A 21401-nucleotide genomic window follows, 5' to 3' on the forward strand; every position below is an offset into this window, starting at 1 on the left:
AGTCGTATCGGCGACAGGCGCAATGGCAACCGGCGCGATCATGCGCGCGCCGATGCGATACGCGACCTGCTAGGCGTGCTTGGGATGCTGGTCGCCGTCGACCGCGTAGACGGCCGGCAGCTGGCGGAAATAGCCCTTATAGTCCATGCCGGCACCGAACACGTAACGGTCCTCGATATCGGCGCCGACGATGTCGGCGTGCACGCCCGGCGCACAACGATCGTGGTCTTTCTTGAGCAGCATGGCCGTGGTGACCGATTCCGCGCCCTGGGCTTCGATGGCGTTGATGATTGCCTCCAGAGTGTGGCCTTCATCGAGAATGTCGTCGATGATCAACACGTGACGGCCATCCAGACGCAGGCCGGGGCTGACTTTCCAGACCAGTTCGCCGCCACTGGTCTCGCCGCGGTAGCGGGTGGCATGGAGGTAGTCGAGTTCGAAACCGAAGTCGAGGCGCTTTGTGATCTCGGCGGTCGGATGCAGGCCACCGAACATGACACACATGATGATCGGCGCCTTGTCCGACAGCTGCTCGGTGATCTTCTGCGCCATGCGGTCGTAGCAGGCGCTCAGGCCGGCCTCGTCGATGAGGCAGTCCGCGCTGGCGCGGATCGCGCAGGCTTCGTCGTATCGTGCTTGGTCAAAACCGCTCATGCTTCGCCTTCTTCGGTGGGACTATCCGGGCCCCGGGTTGATTGCGCGCGCGTGCGTTCGCGCGCCATGGCCTTGTTGCGCTCGGATTGTACCTTCTCGGTGTCAATCTCTTCCTGTTCGTCGTCGCCCCCGCGCCTGGCCTGGGCGACGACCAGATCGTCCGGCACGTGCATGGTGCGCGTGGGGAATGCGATCGCGGCGCCGTGATCACGCACCACGTCCTGCACGCGCTGGAGCACGCTCTGCTTGACCGCCAGGTATTCCGCCCAGTCGGTGGTGTGGGTATAGCAGTACACCAGCAGGTTAATCGCGCTTTCACCGAGGCTGTCGAGATAGGTGAGGATCACCTGATCGCTGTCGATCGCCTCGTCCGCGTCGAGCATCCGCCGCACCTCGTCGACGATGTCCGGAATCGCCGCGGCGTCGTCGTAGCGCAGCGCCACCGTTTCCATGATTCGCCGGTGCGTCATGCGCGAGGGGTTCTCCAGCGACACGTTGGAAAACACCGCGTTGGGCACATACAACGGGCGCATGTCGAAACGCCGTACCGTCGTCGCACGCCAGCCGATGGCTTCGACCACCCCTTCGATCTCGCGGTCGGGCGAGCGTATCCAGTCACCGACTGAAAACGGCCGGTTGAGATAGATCGTCAAGCCGCCGAAGATGTTGGCGAGCACGTCCTTGGCGGCAAAACCCAGGGCGATGCCGCCCACACCGGAGAACGCGACCAGTGCCGACAGCGATACGCCGAACACCTGCATGATCATCAGCCCGGCCGTGATCAGCGCGGATATGCGCAGCAGCTTGCCGATGGCGTCGGCGGTCGTCGGGTCGATGGCATTGTCGCGCCCGGCCGCGCGCGCGAGCATGTTCGCCCCTGCGGAACGGATCAGCCGAAACAGAAACCACGTAAACAGCGCGACGAGGATCACGCCGCGCACCTTGGGCAGGTAGCTCAGCCATTCCAGGCCTTCGTCGGGCCGTGCCAGGCGAATGGCCACCGACAGGCCGACGACCCAGATCACCCCTTGCAGCGGGCCGTTGACGCTGTAGTAGAGCGCGTCGTCCCAGATATTTTGGCTCTTGCGCACCCGCCGCCCGAGCCAGGCCAGCAGGCCGCGCGTTATCAGGTCGAGCAACCCGGTCGCGAACACGACACAGAAGATATCCACGGCCAGGCCCCACTGGTCGCGCAGCCCCTGGTACGCCGCGATCAGCTCCTGCAGCCACCCCCAATCGGTCATCGTCTACAACCCGTTCTCGTATTCCTGCGCGAGCTGCGCGTTGAGTGCGCAAGCTGCCTGCCAGCGCGCGTTGTCTTCCAGCGTGTGTGTGGCGTCGATGCCGTCGGCCGGGCCGCACCGCCCGTGCAGCGCCTCGCGGCGCGTGCAGGCCGCGTCGTCGCCATAGCGCACGTCTTCGAGGATTTCGAGCACGCCGTTGCGGTCGTTGCACACGGGCAGATAATCGCAGCCGGCCTCCTGGGCAAGCTGCGCACGCTCGCGATAGCTGCCGATCACGGCCGCGCCGCCCATGCTCAGGTCGTCGCAGAACACGCAGCCGTCGAACCCGTATTCACCGCGCAAAATCTCGGCGATCCAGCGCTGCGACAGGCTGGCGGGCAGGTCGTCGACTTCCGGATAACGCACGTGCGCCATCATCAGCGAATCCAGCCCCGTTTCGATGAGCGCGCCGTACGGCGCCATGTCGTCGGCCAGGCCCTCACGATCGCGTGTATCGACCGGCAATTCGGCGTGCGAATCCGCCACCACATAACCATGGCCGGGAAAATGCTTTGCCGTCACCGCACTGCCGCCGGCGTGCAAGCCCTCGCCAAACGCCTGCGCCAGAATGCCCACCTGCGACGGCTGCGCGGCAAACGCGCGGTCGCCGATCACGGTGGAGGCGCCATAATCCAGGTCGACAACCGGCGCGAGCGGCATGTCCACGCCAGCACGACCGAGCTCGACAGCCAGCAGCCAGCCGATCTCGCGTGCCGCGTGCAGCCCCGCGTCGCGGTCACGCGCGGCGAGCGCGCCGATGGCGCGCATGGGCACCACGCGGGTGAAGCCGTCACGAAAGCGCTGCACACGCCCGCCTTCCTGATCCGCGGTAATCAGCAGGTTCGGGCGTACCGTGCGCATGGCCGCCGTCAGCTCGGCGAGCTGCACCGGATCACGATAGTTGCGCGTGAATATTATCGCACCGCCCACTGCAGGGTGGGCGAGAATCCGCTCGTCCTCGTCGGTCAGCGTGGTACCCGCGATGTCGACAATCAACGGCCCGGGGCGCGGCGTGCGCTCACTCATGTATCTCTACCTTGGTTCCGACATCCACGCGCTCGAACAGGTCGATCACGTCGCTGTTGGTCATGCGCACACAGCCAATGGATCCCGGCTTGCCCATGACCGCGGTGTCGGCCGCGCCGTGGATATAGATGAAACGGCGCATGGTATCGACTGCGCCCAAACGGTTGCGACCGACCTCTTCACCACAGAGCCAGAGGATGCGCGACAGAATCCAGTCGCGACGCGGCGCGGCCTGCGCGAGCTCCACGGAATAGACTTCGCCGGTGGGCCGCCGGCCCTTGAAGACCGTGCCCGGCGGCGCGCCCGCGCCGATCTTCGCGCGAATCCTGTGTTTGCCGCGCGGCGTCTGGTGGCTGCCCTCGAACTCACCGCCGCCCTTGGCCGCGGTCGATACCAGGTACTGTTTGACCTCGTGATCGTCGCCGTCGAACAGCGTCAGCGTCTGCGCGGTGAGGTCGATCTCGATGCGTTGCGGGTTCGCCATCAGCAGCTCCAGCCGGCGTAGGGCGTGAAGGCCAGCGCATGATTGTAGTAGCGCGCGTCGTCCGTGACGTCCTCGCCCAGCCAGGGCGGTCGCTGGAACGGCTCATCAACGCTGTCCAGCTCGATTTCGGCGATCACCAGCGGCGCATTGTCGCCCGCGAACTCGTCGATTTCCCAGGTATGCTCGCCGTACGCCACCCAGTAGCGCGTCTTGATGACCGGCGGCGCCACGCACAGGCTCGCCAGCATCTCGCGTGCATCCTCGATCGGAATCGGATACTCGTATTCGGCGCGCACACTGCCGACCACGGCGGCTTTCACGTTCATGTTTGCGCGGCTGCCCTCGACCCGGACCCGCACCGACGCGGGGCCGTCGCCGCAGAGATAGCCTTGTTCGAAATCCTGGCTGGCGTGCGCATCCACGCGCCAGCTGTCGCCCGTCACAAGAAACTTGTGCTCGATCTCGGTGGCCATCGTCACCCCTCCTTAACGAATACCGCCATCGACTCGACGTGTGCCGTATGCGGGAACATGTCCATCACGCCGGCGTGGGTCAATCGGTAGCCGTACTGACCCACCAGTTCGCCGGCGTCGCGCGCGAGCGTGGCCGGGTGGCAGGAACAGTAGACAATGCGCTCGGCCCCGGTCGCGGCAATGGCGCCGAGCATCTCGGCTGCACCGGAACGTGGCGGATCGATCAGCACGCGATCGACCTTTTCATGCATCCACGGCGCGTCGGCAGGCGGCTCGAACAGGTTGGCCACATGCGCCTCGATGTTGTCGGCGCCGTTGCGGCGCGCATTGTCTCGCGCGCGCTCGACGAGCCCGTTCTCGCCCTCGACCGTCACCACTCGCTGCGCCTTGCGTGCCAGCGGCACCGAGAAATTGCCCAGCCCCGAGAACAACTCGAGCACGCGGTGGTGGCCCTGCACGTCGAGCAGCTCGATCGCCTGATCGATCATCCGGGCATTGATGCCGGCATGGATCTGGACGAAGTCGTTGGGCTTGAAATACAGCCGCGCATTCCAGGCCGGCAGATCGTAGTAGAGCGCCGGCGCGTCGTCGTCGAGCGGCGCAATCGTGTCTTCGTTGCCCGGCTGCAGGTAGATCGAGAAATCGAAACGCGCGCCGAAAGCATGCAGGCGTTCGCGATCGGCGGCCGTGGGTTCGTCCAGCACGCGAAAGACGAGCGCGACGGCGTTGTCGGCTGCCGCGACCTCGATTTGCGGCAGCCGCTCGCGAATGGACAGGCCGTCGATGAGTTCCGCGAGATCGGCGAGCCTCGTGCCGACCGATTCGACCAGCACCTCGCAGCGATCGAGCAAGGCGATGAACGGCGCGCCGCGTTCGCGAAAACCCACCAGCGTACCGCCCTTCTTGGGCACATACTTCACGCCCAGGCGCGCGCGCCGGCGATAGCCCCAGCGCGCATCCACCAGCGGCGCCAGAACCGTGTCCGGTGTGACCTTGCCGACGCGTTCGAGCGCGTCCAGCAACTGCTGCTGCTTGAACTCGAGCTGGGCGTGCTCGCCCGCATGCTGCAGCGCGCAGCCGCCACACACACCGAAATGCGCGCAGCGCGGGGTCACGCGCTTGTCGGAAGCGGAAAACAGCGTCTCGAGGCTGGCTTCCTCGTAACTCTTCTTGCGCTTGGTCGGCCGGTAAAGGGCACGCTCACCGGGCAGCGTATCGGCCACGAAAACCGCCTTGCCGTCGACATGCCCCACGCCACGCGCATTGCTCGCGAGGTCGGCGATGTCGACTACCCCTCGTTCGGCCGGCTTGCGCCGGCGCTGGCGACGACTCATGCGCGTCGGTTCCGCCGCGCGTGCGCTGAATGCATCGAAAAACGGCTCACGGCTTGTCGTACACCCCGGTCGACAGATAGCGATCGCCGCGATCGCAGATGATCATGGCGATGGTCGCATTCTCGACTTCCTGGCCGAGCGTGAGCGCGGAGAACACGCTGCCGCCCGACGACGGGCCCGCGAAGATGCCTTCTTCTCGCGCGAGGCGCTTCATCGCCGTCTCCGCGTCGTGCTGTTCGACGTCGATCACGCGGTCGACACGCTCCGGTTCGAAGATTTTCGGCAGATATTCCTCGGGCCAGCGACGGATGCCCGGAATCTTGGATTCACCCGCCGGCTGTACGCCGATGATCTGAATATCCGGATTCATTTCCTTGAGATAGCGCGAGCAGCCCATGATCGTGCCCGTCGTACCCATGGTGGCCACGAAATGGGTGATCTCGCCGTTCGTCGCGTTCCAGATTTCCGGGCCGGTGGTTTCGTAATGGGCCCGCGGATTGTCCGGATTGGCGAACTGATCGAGCACCACGCCCTTGCCGTCGCGGTGCATCTCGGCGGCTAGATCGCGCGCGCCTTCCATGCCTTCGGCCTCGGACACCGAAATGATCTCGGCGCCGTAGGCCCGCATCGAGGCGCGGCGCTCCTCGCTCATGTTCTCGGGCATGATCAACACCATGCGATAGCCCTGCATGGCCGCCACCATGGCCAGCGCGATACCGGTGTTGCCCGAGGTGGCTTCGATGAGCGTATCGCCCGGCTTGATCTCGCCGCGCTCGGCGGCGCGCCGGATCATGCTGTAGGCGGGTCGATCCTTGACTGAACCGGCCGGATTGTCGCCCTCGAGCTTGGCGAGCAGCGTATTCGAGGCATGCACCGAATAGCTGTCCGGCAGACGTTGCAGGCGCGTGAGCGCGCTGTTGCCGACAAAATGGTCGAGGGTGGGATACGCGTTGTGCTTGCTGTTCATTGGCGAAGTCTAGCAGTGCAGGCCTTGGCAGGTTAATGCCGTATAGCAGGTATGCGCCGGGCCGAAACCACGGGCCTTTCAGCGCAGGGCGCGGCGCCCGGCGTCCATCGCGGAACGCATCTCGCGCACCGCCTCGGCGAGACCGACAAACACTGCATCCGCGATCAGCGCGTGGCCGATGTTGAGCTCGACGATGGGCTCGATGGCGGCGATGGCGCCGACGTTATCGGTGGTCAGCCCGTGGCCGGCATGAACCTCGATACCCAGATCGCGTGCCTGCAGCGCGGCATCCGCGATTCGCTTGCGCTGGGTTTCGCGTTCGGCGTCGTCTGCCGCGTCCGCGTAGGCCCCCGTGTGCAGTTCGATCACGCGCGCGCCGGCTTCGGCCGCCGCGTCGATCTGGCGGGCATCGGGATCGATGAACAGCGCGGCATGAATCCCCGCCCCGTGGAGACGTGTCAGCGCATCGCGCACGGCCTCGATCTGGCCGACGATATCGAGCCCGCCTTCAGTGGTCAGCTCTTCCCGGCGTTCGGGCACCAGGCAGGCATCGCGCGGCTTGAGGCGGTCCGCGATGTCCAGCATCTCGGGGGTGAGTGCCATCTCGAGATTGACGGGCACGTCACCGGCGCCCGTCAGCGTTTCGACATCGGCGTCCTGAATATGGCGACGGTCCTCGCGCAGGTGCACGGTGATGCTGTCTGCCCCTGCGGCCATCGCCGCACGCGCGGCCTCTGCCACGTCGGGATAGCGCGTGCCACGGGCTTCGCGCAGCGTGGCGACGTGGTCCACGTTCACCCCGAGACGCAGCGGCGCGTGGCCCGTGTTGTTGTCGTTCGTCATCGTTGATCTCCGGAAGAAGCGGTATCGGCACGCGTCGCGTGCGACGCCTTGAATGCCTGCATTGCTTTGAGCGTTTCCACCGATTTCAAGGGCCGACCACCCAGATGGGGCGCAATCGCAGCCTGCATGAGCGCGCGTGCATCGTGCACCGCCGCGCGGTTCGGAAAACGCCCTTCGAGCAGGCCCACGAGCGCGGCGCCGGATACCTGAAGCGCATCGCCCTCGCGAACGCTGTGGCCGCGCCGCAGGCCGCGCTCCGTGTCGTAGATATAGTCGCCATCGGCGCGTACCGTCTCGCCGCTGTCGCTGGTCGCGTCCAGCGGCACGCCGTAACCCAGCTCGTCGAGCAGGTCGCGTTCGAAGAAGCGCAGTGCCACGACGGCCGGCGCACCCTCGGCCAGCGCGGCGAGCAATGCCGCAAGACTGTCGTGGATCGCGGGGTGGGGATCATCGCGTGCAGTGAGGCGCAGAACCAGCTCGCACGCGTAGAAGCCGGCCATGAGCGCATTGCCCGTCAGCGCGTGGGCGCGGATCGTGTCCACGTCGGTCAGCGTGTAGAGTTCACCCCGGCCCGACCAGGACAGCTGCAGTGCTGCCAGCGGTTCGAGCACTCCGCGCCAGCGCGATTTCGGCCGCCGCGCGCCCTTGGCAACGAGCCCGATACGGCCATGCTCGCGCGAGAATGCCTCGATGAGAAAGCTCGTATCGCGCCAGGCGCGTCGATGCAGGATGATCGTCGGCGACAGTTCGACCCGCATAGCCCTGTCCTGCGCTCAGCCCGGGTCTAGTGACCGAGATCGCGCACGCTGGCTTCGCTGTCGATCCAGTTCTCGCGCACCTTCACCCACAGCCGAAGATCGACGCGGTGCTCCAGGCGGTCGACGAGATCCAGACGCGCGGCGCGGCCAATCTTCTTGAGCATCGCCCCGCCCTTGCCGATCACCATCGCCTTGTGGTTTTCGCGCGACACCCAGATACAGGCATGGATCTCGATCTGTTCCGCGCCCTGCTCGAAACGCTCGATCTCGACAGCCGCCGAGTACGGCAGCTCCTGCTGCATGTGCATCGTCAACTTCTCGCGCACCGTTTCGGCGGCAATGAAACGCAGATTCCGATCCGTATACTCGTCTTCGGGGAACAGATACGGCCCTTCGGGCATGCGCGACGCGCATTCGGCCACGATGGCGTCCAGATTCTTCTGTTTCTGCGCAGACACCGGCGCGACAAAAGCGAACTCACGGCGCGCGTTCATCTGCTCGATGAACGGCAGCAGCTCGGTCTTGTCCGGCACGCGATCGACCTTGTTGATGACGAGCCCCACGGGCGTGCGCAGCGACGCGAGGCGCGCCAGTGCAGCGGCATCTTCGGCGCGCCACTGGCCGGCTTCGACCACGAACAGCACCACATCGATACCCGCCAGGCTGGATATCGCGGTTTCGTTGAGCACGCGGTTGAGCGCGCTGCGCTGTCCCGTATGCAGGCCCGGCGTATCCACGAGCGCGATCTGCAGGCCGGGCTGTGTCAGCACGCCGACGATCCGATGCCGCGTGGTCTGCGGTTTCGGCGTGACAATGCTGACCTTCTCGCCCACGAGCGCATTCACCAGCGTGGACTTGCCGACATTCGGCCGGCCCACGAGGGCAACCATGCCGCTTCGGGTTGTCGGTTCGTCGCTCATTGCGGGGCGTCCTTGATAACTGCGGTGTCCGTGTCTGTGGCGTCGTCGTCGAGCATCTCGAGCATGCGCCGCGCGGCATCCTGTTCGGCCTTGCGACGTCCGCCGCCCTCGCCTTCCACGGCCAAGCCCGTGTCGGCGAGTACGCAACGCGACACGAAATGCTGGCAGTGGTCCGCGCCGGTCACGCGCACCAGTTCGTATTCGGGGCGATTGCGTGCGCGTGCCTGCAGCCATTCCTGCAGTCGCGTTTTGGCGTCTTTGAGGCTCGCCGCGCTCGGCAGGTTGGCCAGACGCTCGGCGTAGAGATGGGCGATCACACCACGCGCCGCGTCGAAGCCACCCTCCTGAAATATCGCGCCCAGCAGCGCCTCGACGCCGTCGGCAAGTATCGAAGCGCGTCTGCGGCTGCCGTTGCGCAGCTCTCCGGGGCCCAGCACGATCGCCTGGCCGAGTTCGATCTCGTCGGCGATTTGCGCAAGCGTGCGCTCACGCACGAGTGCCGCGCGCAGCCGGGAGAGATCGCCCTCGGGCGCCTCCGGGCATTGCGCGAACAGCGCTGCCGCCACGACGAAGTTCAGTACCCCGTCGCCGAGAAATTCGAGACGCTCGTTGTGATCGGCCGCCGCGCTGCGATGGGTGAGTGCGCGATCGAGCAGCGACCGATCCTCGAAGACATAACCGAGCCGCGCTTCCAGCGTCGCGCGGGCGTGACTGCGGTTTTCGGCACTATCCGCCATCGGTCCCCGTCAGCGGTGCGCTCTCTTCGAAAGCATAGACCAGCGATACACCGAACATCAGCGGCCGACGCACCTCGTAGGCGATGGACAGCTCGCGCCCGCCGCCGGCCACCCGGCTGACGGCCACATCACGCCCCTTGACGTTATCCACGTAGCCGGCATCGAAACGGCGCTGGATGGCGCTCTGGATCTGCGCGGCCGGCGCGGTCATGAGGTCCGGCTGCTCGCTCGCCCAGTCGATGGTCTCGCGAATATCGTAGGCGTTGAGATAGACCGGCACGCTCTTGATGCCCACCAGCAGGAGCAGCCCGGCCGTGAACAGCACGTAGATGATTGACCACAGGGTCATGCCGCGCTGATAACGCATGGCGATGACGGAACGCGGGTTGCCTCGGCTTTCGGACATGGTCGTACTCGTGCTCATGTGACTAGTGCAGGATATTGCCGATCCGGTCGAATCGCACGTCAAACTCGCCGAAATCGACGCTCATCCAGATCATGAAGGCCTTGCCGACCAGATTCTTCTCGGGCACAAAGCCCCAGACCCGCGAATCCGCGCTATTGTCGCGATTGTCGCCCATAACGAAGTAATGGTCCTGCGGCACCGTCACGCTCACGTCGGGACCACGCCGGCCCTCGACCTGCAGGACCGGATGCTCGACACCGTCGGGCAGCGATTCCACGAACTCGCGCATGGTCGCGAACGTATCGGCGTCCGGGCCGTCGTAGACACCCAGATCCTCGAGTGCGACCGGGTCGCCATTGATGAACAGATGCTCGTCCGCGTAAGTGATCTGATCGCCCGGCATGCCGATCACGCGCTTGATGTAGTCCTTGGTCGGGTCCGGCGGATAGCGAAACACGACCACGTCGCCGCGCTCGGGTTCACCAAGATCGAGAAACTTGCTATGAAACACCGGCGCGCGCAGGCCGTAGCTGAACTTGTTGACCAGCACGAAATCACCGACCAGCAGCGTCGGCACCATCGATTTCGACGGAATCCGGAACGGCTCGAACACAAAGGCACGCAGCAACAGCACGGCGATAAGAACCGGGAAAAACGAACGCGCGAATTCGATCACCGCGTTGGGCTGCGTGTCCGCGCCACGGCTGCGGCGCAGCACCAGCCGATCGACGAGCCAGACGAGACCCGTAACGAGCGTGGCGATGGCCAGCCATGCCTCGAAATCCATGTGGACGTTGTTCATCGCCTACGCACTCCCGCGCGCTAATCGGAATCGTCGGTGGACAGCACCGCGAGAAAGGCTTCCTGGGGGATTTCCACGCTGCCGACCTGCTTCATGCGCTTCTTGCCTTCCTTCTGTTTTTCCAACAGTTTGCGCTTGCGCGAGACGTCGCCGCCGTAGCATTTCGCGGTGACGTTCTTGCGCATCGCCTTCACCGTGGAGCGCGCGATGATGCGCGTGCCGATGGTCGCCTGGATGGCGACGTCGAACATCTGGCGCGGCACGATCTTCTTGAGCTTCTCCACCAGCGCCTTGCCGCGCTCGTAGGACTTGTCGCGGTGCACGATATGCGCGAGCGCATCGACGGGGTCGCCGTTGATGAGCACATCCAGGCGCACCAGCTGTGCGGCCTGGAAACGCGCGAAGTCGTACTCGAAGGACGCGAAGCCGCGCGAGACCGATTTCAGCCGATCGAAGAAATCCAGCACCACTTCCGACAGCGGCAACTCGAAGTTCATGGACACGGAATTGCCCATGTACTGCATGTCCTTCTGGACGCCGCGCTTTTCCATGCACAGCTGCAGAACCGGGCCGACGAACTCCTGCGGCATCAGGATGCTGGCGTGGATGATCGGCTCGCGGATTTCCTCGATCTCGCCCACGCTGGGCAGCGACTGCGGGTTGCTGATCGCATGCACCTCGCCGGAGGTGGTCAGTACTTCGTAGACCACGGTGGGCGCGGTTGTGATCAGGTCCAGGCCGTACTCGCGCTCGAGACGTTCCTGCACGATCTCCATGTGCAGCATGCCGAGAAAGCCGATCCGGAACCCGAAACCGAGCGCGGCAGAGGTTTCCGGCTCGTAGTTGAGCGAGGAATCGTTCAGACGCAGCTTGGATAGCGCGTCGCGAAAATCCTCGTACTGATCGGAATCCACGGTGAACACGCCGGCGAAAACGCGTGGCTGGACCTGCTTGAAGCCGGGCACGCGTTCGGCACAGGGCGCGTGGGCATGGGTGAGCGTGTCGCCCACGGGGGCGCCGTCGATATCCTTGATGCCGGCGATCACGTAGCCGACCTCGCCCACCTCGAGCGCGTCGAGCGGCTTCTTCTTGGGCGTAAAGATGCCGACATCATCGACCTGATATTCGCGCGCGGTGGACATCACCTTCATGCGATCGCCCTTGGCAAGCCGGCCGTTGCGAATACGCACGAGCGACACCACGCCCAGGTAGTTGTCGAACCACGAATCCACGATAAGCGCCTGCAGCGGCGCCTGCGGATCGCCCTCGGGTGGCGGAATCCGGCGAATGATGGCTTCCAGCACGTCGGTAATACCGTCGCCGGACTTGGCCGAACACAGCAGCCGGTCGGTGGCGTCGATACCGATGACGTCCTCGATCTGCTGCGCGACCCGGTCCGGATCGGCCGCCGGCAGATCGATCTTGTTCAATACCGGCAGGACTTCGAGATCCTGCTCGATGGCGGTATAGGTGTTGGCGACACTCTGCGCCTCGACACCCTGGGAGGCATCGACGACCAACAGCGCGCCTTCGCAGGCGAACAGCGACCGGGAGACTTCATAGGAAAAGTCGACATGCCCTGGCGTGTCAATGAAATTCAGGTGATAGGTCTCGCCGTCCGCAGCCTGGTAATCGAGGGTGACCGCCTGCGCCTTGATTGTGATGCCGCGCTCACGTTCGAGATCCATCGAGTCGAGCACCTGCTCGGCCATTTCGCGTTCGGTCAGGCCCCGGCAAGCCTGGATGAAGCGATCCGCGAGCGTCGACTTGCCGTGGTCGATATGCGCGATGATGGAGAAATTGCGTATGCGTGATTGCATCAGGACTTCGTTGCAGCGCGCGGTGGCGACATAAAACAATCGCCCCGGCCGAACCGGGGCGATGCGATCGTTGCAGAGTATACGCCGTCGCGGCCCGGCGTTTCAGCCGCTGGCGACGCCGCGGTCAATCGCTGCCGGGGCGCATGGCCAGATAAAGACGATTGCCCTCGCGCAAAACCAGCAGCGCGACCGGGCCCTTGGCGGCCTCGAGGGCGGCGCGTAGTGCCGCGGCATCCTCGACGTTCTTCGAGCCCACGGCAAGCACGACATCGCCGGGCTGCAATCCGGCCTGCGCGCCTGCGCCCTCGCCGACTTCGGTCACACGCACCCCGCCCTGCTCCAGTTCGAGTTCGCGGCGCTGCGCCGTATTCAGCGATTCGAGCGTCAGACCGTAGGGCTGGCGGGTCTTTTCCGCCGGCTGCTCGCCGGCGCCGCCGCGGGCAAGCAGATCCTTGGGCAGCTTTTCGATCTCCACATCGATCTGCTCGCGTTCGCCCTCGCGCAGAACGGTCACGGTCGCGCTACGGCCCGGCTCGACCGTGCCGACCAGCGGCGGCAGCGCGGCGGCCGAGTCGACCGGATGATCGTTGAACGACAGGATGACATCGCCCGCCTGCAAGCCGGCCGCCTGCGCCGGGCTGTCGGGCATGACCCGCGCGACCAGCGCGCCTTCCGGGCGCTTGAGCTTGAACGACTCCGCCAGTTCGCGATCCACGTCCTGAATCTGCACGCCGAGCCAGCCCCGGGTCACGCTGCCGTTGTCGCGCAGCTGGTTCGCCACATCCATGGCGATATCGATCGGAATCGCGAACGACACCCCCTGATAACCGCCCGTCTGGCTGTAAATCTGCGAGTTGATGCCGACCACTTCGCCCTTGAGGTTGAACAGCGGCCCGCCAGAGTTGCCCGGGTTGATCGCAACGTCGGTCTGCAGGAACGGCACGTACTGATCGCTGGCGAGACTGCGCTGCTTCGCCGATACGATGCCCGCGGTCACCGACGTCTCGAACCCGAACGGAGAACCGATGGCGACCACCCAGGAGCCGACCGGCAGCTTGTCCGGATCGCCGATACGGACGGTCGGCAGATCCTCGGCGTCCACCTTCAGCACCGCGAGATCGCTGTAGCTGTCCTGACCGACGAACTCGGCAAGCAGCTGACGCCTGTCGTTGAGTTTGACCACGATCTGACCCGAATTCGTCACCACGTGACGATTGGTGAGAATGTAGCCGTCGGACGAAATGATGAAGCCCGAACCCAGCGATGGATGCGGCGAACCACCCGGCCCACGCGGCATGGGCATCGGTGAACGCTCGTCGCCCGGCGCCTGGCCCTGGCCGTCCTCGAAGAAGCGCCGCAGCCACCCTTCGAGCGGGTTGTCGCTACCCGGGCCGGACTTGGACTCGTTTTCCTCGTCTTCCGCCGGCACCGCGCTGATATTCACGACCGCGGGTGACGCCTGCTTCACGAGCCCCGTGAAATCGGGTAGCTGCCCGGCGCTGCTAACCGGCGCGGGTTCGTCGCCGCCGCAGCCGGCCAGCAGCAACAGCATGGCGAAAAGCAGGACGGTGAATTGCGCGGGACGGAAACAGGTATTCATGGCGACTCGCTCTTCGCTGGCGTGGCAAAACACGTCTTTTTGATATTCAAGGCCGGGCCGTCTGGCCGACATCGCCGCAACCCCGTACGCCGCTTTCGGCCGAGCGCGGTCAGTGCGCGGTTTCCGCGGCCTTGGTTTCACGCACGAGATTACGGGCGATCTGCTCGACGGTTACGGCCGGCACCTCGCCCACCACGGTGATCTGGGTATCCTCGACCACATGACCGAAGGCGTTGACCGCACCCATGGTGGTCGCGCCTTCCAGGGGTTTGCGCAGGCCGGCCGGCGCAATGAACGCCGAGACCGTGGCCACGCCGTCGGTGAACAGCATCTGACGCACGAAACCGGACTCGGTCACGCGACGCACGCCGTCCTCGGCCAGTTCGAACCCGGGCGGCAGATCCGTGGGTTTCCACGCATCTTCGGAGACCGGCTTGTCTTCGACCTGGACCGCTTGGTGCTTGACCACACGAAAGCCTTCGATGTCGTAGCCCGGCTCGAACTCGCTGTCGGCAATGGCATCGGGAAAGTCGATCTGCGTGAACATGAGCTGCTCGAGCACCTCGTTGTCGCGCATGAGATCGAGCTTGAGCGGCAAGCGGGTCTGCTCATCGATGAGCATGCGATAGCCGTAGCGAAACGCGTCACGCGGCTCGATTCGCACGAGGCGCCCGATACGGTCCGCGAGCCGGCGCTGACCCATGTCGCTCACGGTGTAGTGTTCGCGCATCCGCTCGGCCGAAAACTGGGCGACGCTGCCGAGCAGGCTTTCGCGCTTGTGGCGGGAGATCAACACCACTTCACTGTTCGGCAGAATGGAGGTCACCACACCGCCGCGACGAATGACTTCGCGCGGCTGGCCGGTCAGCGAGACGAGTCGTTCCTGCTCCAGCCCGTCGCTGTAGCGGTGGATCACCCGAAGTGTGTCGAGCTGACCTTCGCGCAGATAAACCAGAATCCCGCGATAGTTTTCGCTGCGTACGGCCTGCGAGGCATTACCCAACAGGTCGTTGAGCGAACTCTTGGACGGTGCGTCGTCGGCGGCGTGGGCAGTGCCGGCAAGCGCGGTGAAGACGAACAACCATAGGAACGCTGAAAGCGCTCGTGTCACTGCGTCGTTTCCTGCCCATAAGTGGCCACGCGAACAAAACCGGGTGTGGTTCCGGACATGCCGTAGCCCCGTGCCAGCCCGTTGTGCTCGACCAGATAGCCGTTGAGTTCATCCTGGAGGTCCGGGTCCGACACCGACCAATGGTCCGCGGGCCCTTGCTGAATCGCCGCGCTGCTCGGCCCGGCCTTGCGCAGCATATCGCTCGACAATTCATTGGAGGCGACCATTTCGCCGGCACCGCCGGCCGACGCGGCCGCCACCGGCGACGCGGCGCTGCTCGCCGTGGAGGCGACAGTCGCCCCCGGGGCCGTACCGCCAGCGCCATCGCGCTGGAGCGGGTTACTGACCAGCAACACGATGCCCGCCGCGGAAGCCACTGCGGCGAGCCCGGCCATGCTGCGCCAGCGGCGGCGTGCAGCCACCCGCATGGGAACGACACGGCGCGCGGCCATCGACTCGGGCTTGTCGTCGGCAATGGCGGCCATCACGCGCGAGGAGAAGTCCTGATCGAGCGGCACCGCGATCTCGCCGCTGTGCGCCCGCAGCGTGGTGCGAAGCCAGTGCTGGCGGCCCCAGCTGTCGCGCAGCTGGTTATCGCGCAGCAACGCGCTGATCACCGAGTCGGCTTCGTCGCGTGTCGCCTCGCCATCCAGGAATGCGGAAAACTGCTCGTTCATGCTGACCTCACTTGTCCGAAAGGGACACCAGTTTCTGCTCGATCGCCGCGCGTGCACGAAATATACGCGATCGTACCGTACCTACCGGGCAATCCATTGATTGTGCGATCTCTTCGTAGCTCATGCCATCCAGTTCGCGGAGCATGATCGCGGTGCGCAGGTCCTCCGGCAGTTCGCCGATGGCCGCGACCACCGCATCCCGGATTTCCTCGCTTTCCAGCAACGCCTCGGGCGTGTCCTGCTCGGAAAAACGGTCGGCATGACCAAAGGCCTCGGCGTCCGCGACGTCGATGTCCTGACTTGCCGGCCGGCGCGAGCGCGCTACCAGGAAGTTCTTGGCCGTGTTGATCGATATTCGGTAGAGCCATGTATAGAAAGCGCTATTGCCCTTGAATCCACCCAGTGCCCGGTAGGCCTTGATGAATGCTTCCTGTGCCACGTCCGGCGCATCCGCCGGATTGACGTAGCGTGCGACCAGCTTTACGACCTTGTGTTGATACTTGCGTATGAGCAAGTCGAACGCGCGGTCGTCGCCGGTCTGGGCACGTGCTACCAGTTGCTCGTCACTGACGTCTTCAGTCATCTAGATGCAGCGCCGAGCAACCGTGAAGCAGGAGCAATCGATGCGCGAATTCACCTCGTGTTTGTGGCGCGTCAAATCGCCGTCACACACGTAGACCGCGGATTCAACAATAAGTTCGCTATGAATTTGCGCTATGCTGCCAGCGGTCATCTGCCTGCCACACATTCGAATGGGACGCCTCGCGTCGAGGCGCTCAGTCTATCGACGCAATCACGTTTCGTCATGCCAGACACCGATTCACAGCCTTACCCGCGGTTCGATGTCGTCGTCGTTGGCAGCGGCGCGGCCGGTCTTACCCTGGCCCTGCGGCTGGCGCACAGCGGACAGCGAATCGCGGTTATTTCCAAGGGCGCGCTTGCCGAAGGCAGCACGCTCTACGCCCAGGGCGGCATCTCGGCCGTGCTCGATGCCGACGACAGCGTGGAAGCCCATGTGGCCGATACCCTCGCCGCCGGTGCCGGCCTGTGCGACGAAGCCGCGGTGCGTCATACCGTGTCGCACTCGCGCGAGGCGATCGAGTGGCTGATCGATCGAGGCGTGCCCTTTACCCGTGCCGACGGCAATGAGGGCGATGCCGGCTATGCGTATCACCTGAACCGTGAAGGCGGCCACAGCCATCGCCGCATCATTCACGCCGAGGACGCCACTGGCCGCGCAGTGGAAACCACGCTGGAAGGCCTGACCCGCAAGACGCCCGAGATCACGGTGTTCGAACACCACATGGCGGTCGAGCTGATCATGATGGCCGACGACGACGAGCCGCGCGGACGTTGTCGGGGCGTGTATGTGCTGGATATCAAAGCCGACGTCGTCCGCACCTTCGCCGCCGACCGCGTGGTGCTCGCGACCGGCGGCGCGAATCTGGTCTATCTCTACAGCAGCAATCCGCATGCCGCGAGCGGCGATGGCATCGCGATGGCCTGGCGGGCCGGCGCGCGGGTCGCGAACATGGAATTCATGCAGTTTCACCCGACCTGCCTGTTCCATCCGCAGGCACGGTCGTTCCTGATCAGCGAAGCGCTGCGCGGCGAAGGTGCGGTTCTGCGCCTGGCCGACGGCAGCCGCTTCATGCCCCGCCACGATGCCCGCGCCGAACTCGCGCCGCGTGACGTCGTCGCCCGCGCGATCGACGCGGAAATGAAACGTACCGGCCAGCCGCATGTCTGGCTGGATATCACGCATCACGACAAGGCCTTCATCGAGAAACACTTTCCCGGCATCAATCAGCGCTGCCTGGAACTCGGCCTCGACATGAGCCGCGACCCGCTGCCCGTGGTTCCCGCGGCACACTACACCTGCGGCGGTGTGATCACGGACCTCGCCGGCCGCACGGACATTGCCGGTGTCTACGCGGTGGGCGAATGCGCATTTACCGGCCTTCACGGCGCGAATCGCATGGCCAGCAACTCGTTGCTGGAATGCATCGTCTACGCCAGCGCGGCCGCGGCGGATATCGCTACACGCGACGAAACACTCGAGCCACTGGCGCTACCGAGCTGGGACGAATCCCGCGTTACGGATTCGGACGAGGAAGTGATCGTCGCGCACAACTGGCAGGAGCTGCGACGCTTCATGTGGGACTATGTCGGCATCGTCCGCACCACCAAGCGGCTGGAACGCGCGCTGCACCGCATCGAACTGCTGCGACGCGAAATTCACGATTATTACGGTAGCTTCCGCGTCACCCCTGGCCTGCTGGAACTGCGCAACCTCGCCCAGCTGGCGGAGTTGATCATTCGCAGCGCGCTGGATCGGCGTGAAAGCCGTGGTCTTCATTTCATCCGCGACTACCCGCACACCCTGCCACGCGCCATGCATACGGTGCTCTCGCCCGAGCCGAAGCGAACCGCGAACGGCGGATTCGGGGTGAGCTATCGTCCGCTCTGACCCGCCCTTTCGCTCAGGCATTCGGGCGATGGGTTGATATTGGGCGCGCGCAGGAACGCGGCGACGACACGTTGGGCGCAGCGGTCGTATAGCGTGGGTACATGGGCGGCGCCCGGAATATCGGTTCTCACGGCGTTTGCGCGCCGCGCCATATAGGCATCGCTCCAGGCCGGAGGCGTTGCCCTGTCCGCTTGCCCTGTCACCACTAACACGGGCGACGATCGCTTTGTGTCCCTATCGGGCGGCGCCAGGGATGGCACCTGCCAATGCCGGCACGGCACCGTGCGCCGCGCGGCGTCCAAATAAGGCGCGACATCCGGCGCCTGGGCGATTGCGGCTTGCCATACGGATTCATCGAGCCGTGGCTGCAGCGCACACCGCACGCTCCAGAACACGGCCTCGCTGCGTTCGGCATCGTTCGCCTGCGCGTCGAGCCGTTCCGCCAGGGGACGAAGCGCGGTCGGGTCACCACGCACCGCGCGCTCGAGCCGCTGGACGGTGTCGACGACGTGCCCGGGTTCATATGTCGACAGAAGCACCATCACCAGCAGACGGTAAGGCGTGATCCTGAACCGACGCTGCGCCGACGGCCTGAGCCCCAGAGTAATAATCGGCGGCGTCGTATAGTAGCGCGCGAGCAGCGTGGCCACGGCGAGGCGCGGATTCGTCGACGCACAGCCACGCTCGCTGCAGACGCGCACCAGCTCATCGACCGCCCCCTGGAGTTGTAGCGGCAGGGCGGTCGTTTCGTTTTCAGTAAAGGGCACCATGGAATCGAGGATGAGCGACGCCACGCGCTGTGGATGTCGCTGTTCGAAAAGGCGCGCGATTCTCGTTCCGTAGGAAATTGCCCAGAGATGAGCCTGCTCGATATCGAGCGCGGCCATGAGTCCGTACAGATCGCGCAGCTGCGCGCGCGGCCCGAGTGCTTCGGCCGTCGCCCTGCCGAGGCGCCACCGGCACTGAATCGCCTCGCGCGATTCTGTCGCTACTGGCGCATCCGTCGCGAGTGCCTCGGGTAGCCGCCGCGGTATGACCGCGCCGTCCCCACAGGCGGGCCGGGGCCGGCTCTGGCCGGTACCACGCGGATCGTAGAGGACGATATCGTGCGGCCAGCCCGCATGCTGTTGCCAGTTGCGCCACCGCGCGAGCGCCTCCGGGCCCAGGCCCGCGCTGTCTCCCGGCCCGCCGGGAAGATGGATCACCGGGGTCGGGTCGATACGCCCCGGCCTGGCACGAAGAACGACGAACCGCAGACGAACCGGCGCCTGGGCCAACGTTTCTCCGGGATAAAACCATCCACAGGTCATGGCAGCGGCGCTGGCCTGTAGCGCCTGCTGCGGGCAAGCGTCCTCTTCGATATACGGCGCTGCCATGAGCGCGGGCGCCGAACAGAAGATCAGCGCTACCGCGAGCAGCACCCGCGAGACCGCTCTTGGTCTAGGGCCGCGCACGCAGACTCGTGCGCTCGCGCGATTGCGTAATCGTCAGCCGTGCACGCAGATGGCGATGCCCGTCTTCGCTTAGCGCATCGCGAAAAAGCGCGCATGAATACACGCGCAGACGCGCCTGTGCAGGACGTAACCCAAGACAGACGAGATGATGGCCGACACACACGGCGCTCGTGACCTGGCCCTCATGCCAGTTGCCGGATGCGGTCTGCCAGTGCCACACCCCATCGCCGCCGCAGCGCAGGCGAACGATGGCCCCGGACGTGCGCAGGCCGGCGCGCCGCCATGCATACGTGCCTGCTATAGCGATACCGGGCAGGAGCAAGGCTATCGGCGGCCGGTAGACCGCAATTGTGGCGATGATTACCGCCGCGCTGGCATGAAGCAGCAACGCAAGATATTGCAGGGTCGCCGATGGCCGCACGCGCAGGTGCAGCGTATCCGCGAACGGGTTGGTCACGACCTAGCGGCTCACGCCCTGCGGCCGTTGGAACTGGCGGATCCGCGAGAGCAGATCGGCCTGAAGCGCATGGGACGGCTCTGCCCGCCCCATGACCAGCATGTAGAGATCCGGGTCTTCCATTTCGACGAGTTCGAGCAGGCCTGCGCGTTCGCGTTCGTCAAGGTCATCGTATTCACCCGCGATGAAGCGTTCGAGCAATACGTCGAGTTCTTTCATGCCGCGACGGCAAAGCCAGCGTATACGAGATTTTTCGCTCATGGATTACCTGTAGCCGGGCGCGCGACCCGATGAAAACGGCCCGCGTCGAGGCGGGCCGTATGCGATCGAACCTAGCCGCGGCGTTCGAGCAGCAGCTTCTTGGTTTCCTGGATGGCCTTTGCCGGGTTCAAGCCCTTTGGGCAGGTATTGGTGCAGTTCATGATCGTATGGCACCGATACAGCTTGAACGGGTCTTCCAGATCGTCGAGCCGATCGCCCGTGGCCTCGTCGCGCGAATCCACGATCCAGCGATAGGCCTGCAACAGCACCGCCGGGCCGAGATAGCGCTCGGGGTTCCACCAGTAGCTCGGGCACGCGGTGGAGCAGCAGGCGCAGAGAATGCACTCGTACAGGCCATCGAGCTTGGCGCGATCTTCCGGCGTCTGCAGACGCTCACGGGTCGGGGCCGGGGTGTCGGTCTTGATCCACGGCTCGATGGATTCGAGCTGCGCGTAGAAATGGGTCAGGTCCGGCACCAGGTCCTTTACCACCGGCATGTGTGGCAACGGGTAGATGCGTACGTCGCCTTCGATGTCGGTAATGCGCTGCGTGCACGCCAGCGTGTTCTTGCCGTCGATGTTGAACGCGCAGGAGCCACAAATGCCTTCGCGGCACGAGCGCCGGAACGTCAAGGTCGGATCGATCTCGTTCTTGATCTTGATGACGGCATCGAGAACCATCGGCCCGCACTTGTCGAGGTCGATGGTGAAACTGTCCACGCGCGGGTTCTCGCCGGACTCCGGTTCCCAGCGATAGATGCGGAACGTCTTGGTATTCGTCGCCCCCTGGGGCGCGTCGAACTTCTTGCCCTTGGCAACCCGCGAGTTTTTCGGCAGTCGAAATTCAGCCATGACAGGCCTCCAT

At 65.0% G+C, this 21401-nt stretch carries 23 protein-coding genes; 1 reads left to right on the plus strand and 22 read right to left on the minus strand.

What is annotated here, in order from left to right:
- Positions 1 to 69 precede the first annotated feature (69 nt).
- From J7355_RS15815 to rpoE, 18 genes are all read right to left on the minus strand, one after another.
- Positions 70 to 654: a hypoxanthine-guanine phosphoribosyltransferase gene (locus J7355_RS15815; RefSeq protein WP_209064424.1), complete on the minus strand. Its 585-nt coding sequence runs from the start codon at positions 652 to 654 to the stop codon at positions 70 to 72.
- The gene (locus J7355_RS15820; protein ID WP_209064426.1) at positions 651 to 1898 is read right to left on the minus strand and encodes a mechanosensitive ion channel family protein; all 1248 of its coding nucleotides are present in this window, start codon (positions 1896 to 1898) and stop codon (positions 651 to 653) included. Before J7355_RS15820 ends, J7355_RS15815 begins: the two co-directional genes overlap by 4 nt.
- A 3-nt stretch (positions 1899 to 1901) precedes the next feature.
- Positions 1902 to 2963, minus strand: a complete 1062-nt coding sequence (nagZ, locus tag J7355_RS15825) for a beta-N-acetylhexosaminidase (RefSeq protein WP_209064428.1) — start codon at positions 2961 to 2963, stop codon at positions 1902 to 1904.
- Positions 2956 to 3447: a L,D-transpeptidase gene (locus J7355_RS15830; protein ID WP_209064430.1), complete on the minus strand. Its 492-nt coding sequence runs from the start codon at positions 3445 to 3447 to the stop codon at positions 2956 to 2958. Before J7355_RS15830 ends, nagZ begins: the two co-directional genes overlap by 8 nt.
- Positions 3447 to 3920: a CYTH domain-containing protein gene (locus tag J7355_RS15835; RefSeq protein WP_209064432.1), complete on the minus strand. Its 474-nt coding sequence runs from the start codon at positions 3918 to 3920 to the stop codon at positions 3447 to 3449. The genes J7355_RS15830 and J7355_RS15835 overlap by 1 nt, the downstream gene beginning before the upstream one ends.
- Positions 3921 to 3922: 2 nt before the next feature.
- Positions 3923 to 5254, minus strand: a complete 1332-nt coding sequence (rlmD, locus tag J7355_RS15840) for a 23S rRNA (uracil(1939)-C(5))-methyltransferase RlmD (protein ID WP_209064434.1) — start codon at positions 5252 to 5254, stop codon at positions 3923 to 3925.
- A gap of 46 nt (positions 5255 to 5300) precedes the next feature.
- Positions 5301 to 6221 carry a cysteine synthase CysM gene (gene cysM / locus J7355_RS15845; RefSeq protein WP_209064436.1) on the minus strand — a complete coding sequence of 307 codons (921 nt, stop codon included), beginning with the start codon at positions 6219 to 6221 and terminating at the stop codon, positions 5301 to 5303.
- 78 nt (positions 6222 to 6299) lie between these two features.
- Positions 6300 to 7064, minus strand: a complete 765-nt coding sequence (locus J7355_RS15850; RefSeq protein ID WP_209064438.1) for a pyridoxine 5'-phosphate synthase — start codon at positions 7062 to 7064, stop codon at positions 6300 to 6302.
- Positions 7061 to 7822: a DNA repair protein RecO gene (gene recO, locus J7355_RS15855; RefSeq protein ID WP_209064440.1), complete on the minus strand. Its 762-nt coding sequence runs from the start codon at positions 7820 to 7822 to the stop codon at positions 7061 to 7063. The genes J7355_RS15850 and recO overlap by 4 nt, the downstream gene beginning before the upstream one ends.
- 26 nt (positions 7823 to 7848) lie before the next feature.
- Positions 7849 to 8742, minus strand: coding sequence for a GTPase Era (gene era / locus J7355_RS15860; RefSeq protein ID WP_209064442.1), 894 nt, complete (start codon positions 8740 to 8742; stop codon positions 7849 to 7851).
- On the minus strand, positions 8739 to 9479 hold the full coding sequence (rnc, locus tag J7355_RS15865) for a ribonuclease III (RefSeq protein ID WP_209064444.1): 741 nt from the start codon (positions 9477 to 9479) through the stop codon (positions 8739 to 8741). Before rnc ends, era begins: the two co-directional genes overlap by 4 nt.
- A complete protein-coding gene (locus J7355_RS15870) occupies positions 9469 to 9885 on the minus strand; it encodes a DUF4845 domain-containing protein (RefSeq protein WP_209064446.1) in 417 nt (138 codons plus the stop codon). Before J7355_RS15870 ends, rnc begins: the two co-directional genes overlap by 11 nt.
- A gap of 22 nt (positions 9886 to 9907) precedes the next feature.
- Entirely contained in the window at positions 9908 to 10672 is a 765-nt protein-coding gene (gene lepB, locus J7355_RS15875; protein WP_209064527.1) for a signal peptidase I, read from the minus strand.
- Between the two features lie 35 nt (positions 10673 to 10707).
- On the minus strand, positions 10708 to 12507 hold the full coding sequence (gene lepA, locus J7355_RS15880; RefSeq protein WP_209064448.1) for a translation elongation factor 4: 1800 nt from the start codon (positions 12505 to 12507) through the stop codon (positions 10708 to 10710).
- 124 nt (positions 12508 to 12631) lie between these two features.
- Complete coding sequence (locus tag J7355_RS15885; RefSeq protein ID WP_209064450.1) at positions 12632 to 14107, minus strand: Do family serine endopeptidase; 1476 nt, start codon at positions 14105 to 14107, stop codon at positions 12632 to 12634.
- A gap of 109 nt (positions 14108 to 14216) precedes the next feature.
- Positions 14217 to 15218: a MucB/RseB C-terminal domain-containing protein gene (locus tag J7355_RS15890; protein WP_209064452.1), complete on the minus strand. Its 1002-nt coding sequence runs from the start codon at positions 15216 to 15218 to the stop codon at positions 14217 to 14219.
- Positions 15215 to 15895 (minus strand): sigma-E factor negative regulatory protein, encoded by a 681-nt coding sequence (locus J7355_RS15895; protein ID WP_209064454.1) that lies wholly within the window; start codon positions 15893 to 15895, stop codon positions 15215 to 15217. Before J7355_RS15895 ends, J7355_RS15890 begins: the two co-directional genes overlap by 4 nt.
- Before the next feature lie 7 nt (positions 15896 to 15902).
- A complete protein-coding gene (gene rpoE, locus J7355_RS15900) occupies positions 15903 to 16478 on the minus strand; it encodes an RNA polymerase sigma factor RpoE (RefSeq protein ID WP_209064456.1) in 576 nt (191 codons plus the stop codon).
- A 222-nt stretch (positions 16479 to 16700) separates the two neighbouring features.
- On the opposite strand from rpoE, the gene nadB reads away from it, so the two are divergent.
- A complete protein-coding gene (gene nadB, locus J7355_RS15905; protein ID WP_209064458.1) occupies positions 16701 to 18365 on the plus strand; it encodes an L-aspartate oxidase in 1665 nt (554 codons plus the stop codon).
- Here nadB and J7355_RS15910 read toward each other — a convergent pair.
- The 4 genes from J7355_RS15910 to J7355_RS15925 form a co-directional block, all read right to left on the minus strand.
- On the minus strand, positions 18350 to 19786 hold the full coding sequence (locus J7355_RS15910) for an alpha/beta fold hydrolase (RefSeq protein ID WP_209064460.1): 1437 nt from the start codon (positions 19784 to 19786) through the stop codon (positions 18350 to 18352). The two genes, nadB and J7355_RS15910, sit on opposite strands and share 16 nt — an antisense overlap.
- Positions 19787 to 19805: 19 nt before the next feature.
- Positions 19806 to 20276 (minus strand): protein YgfX, encoded by a 471-nt coding sequence (locus J7355_RS15915; RefSeq protein WP_209064462.1) that lies wholly within the window; start codon positions 20274 to 20276, stop codon positions 19806 to 19808.
- Between the two features lie 3 nt (positions 20277 to 20279).
- Positions 20280 to 20537 (minus strand): succinate dehydrogenase assembly factor 2, encoded by a 258-nt coding sequence (locus tag J7355_RS15920; protein WP_209064464.1) that lies wholly within the window; start codon positions 20535 to 20537, stop codon positions 20280 to 20282.
- Positions 20538 to 20608: 71 nt separating this feature from the next.
- A complete protein-coding gene (locus J7355_RS15925; protein WP_209064467.1) occupies positions 20609 to 21388 on the minus strand; it encodes a succinate dehydrogenase iron-sulfur subunit in 780 nt (259 codons plus the stop codon).
- Between the last annotated feature and the right edge of the window lie 13 nt (positions 21389 to 21401).

It is taken from the genome of Endozoicomonas sp. G2_2 (assembly GCF_017744135.1).
In the GTDB taxonomy this organism is placed as follows: domain Bacteria; phylum Pseudomonadota; class Gammaproteobacteria; order Nevskiales; family Salinisphaeraceae; genus Salinisphaera.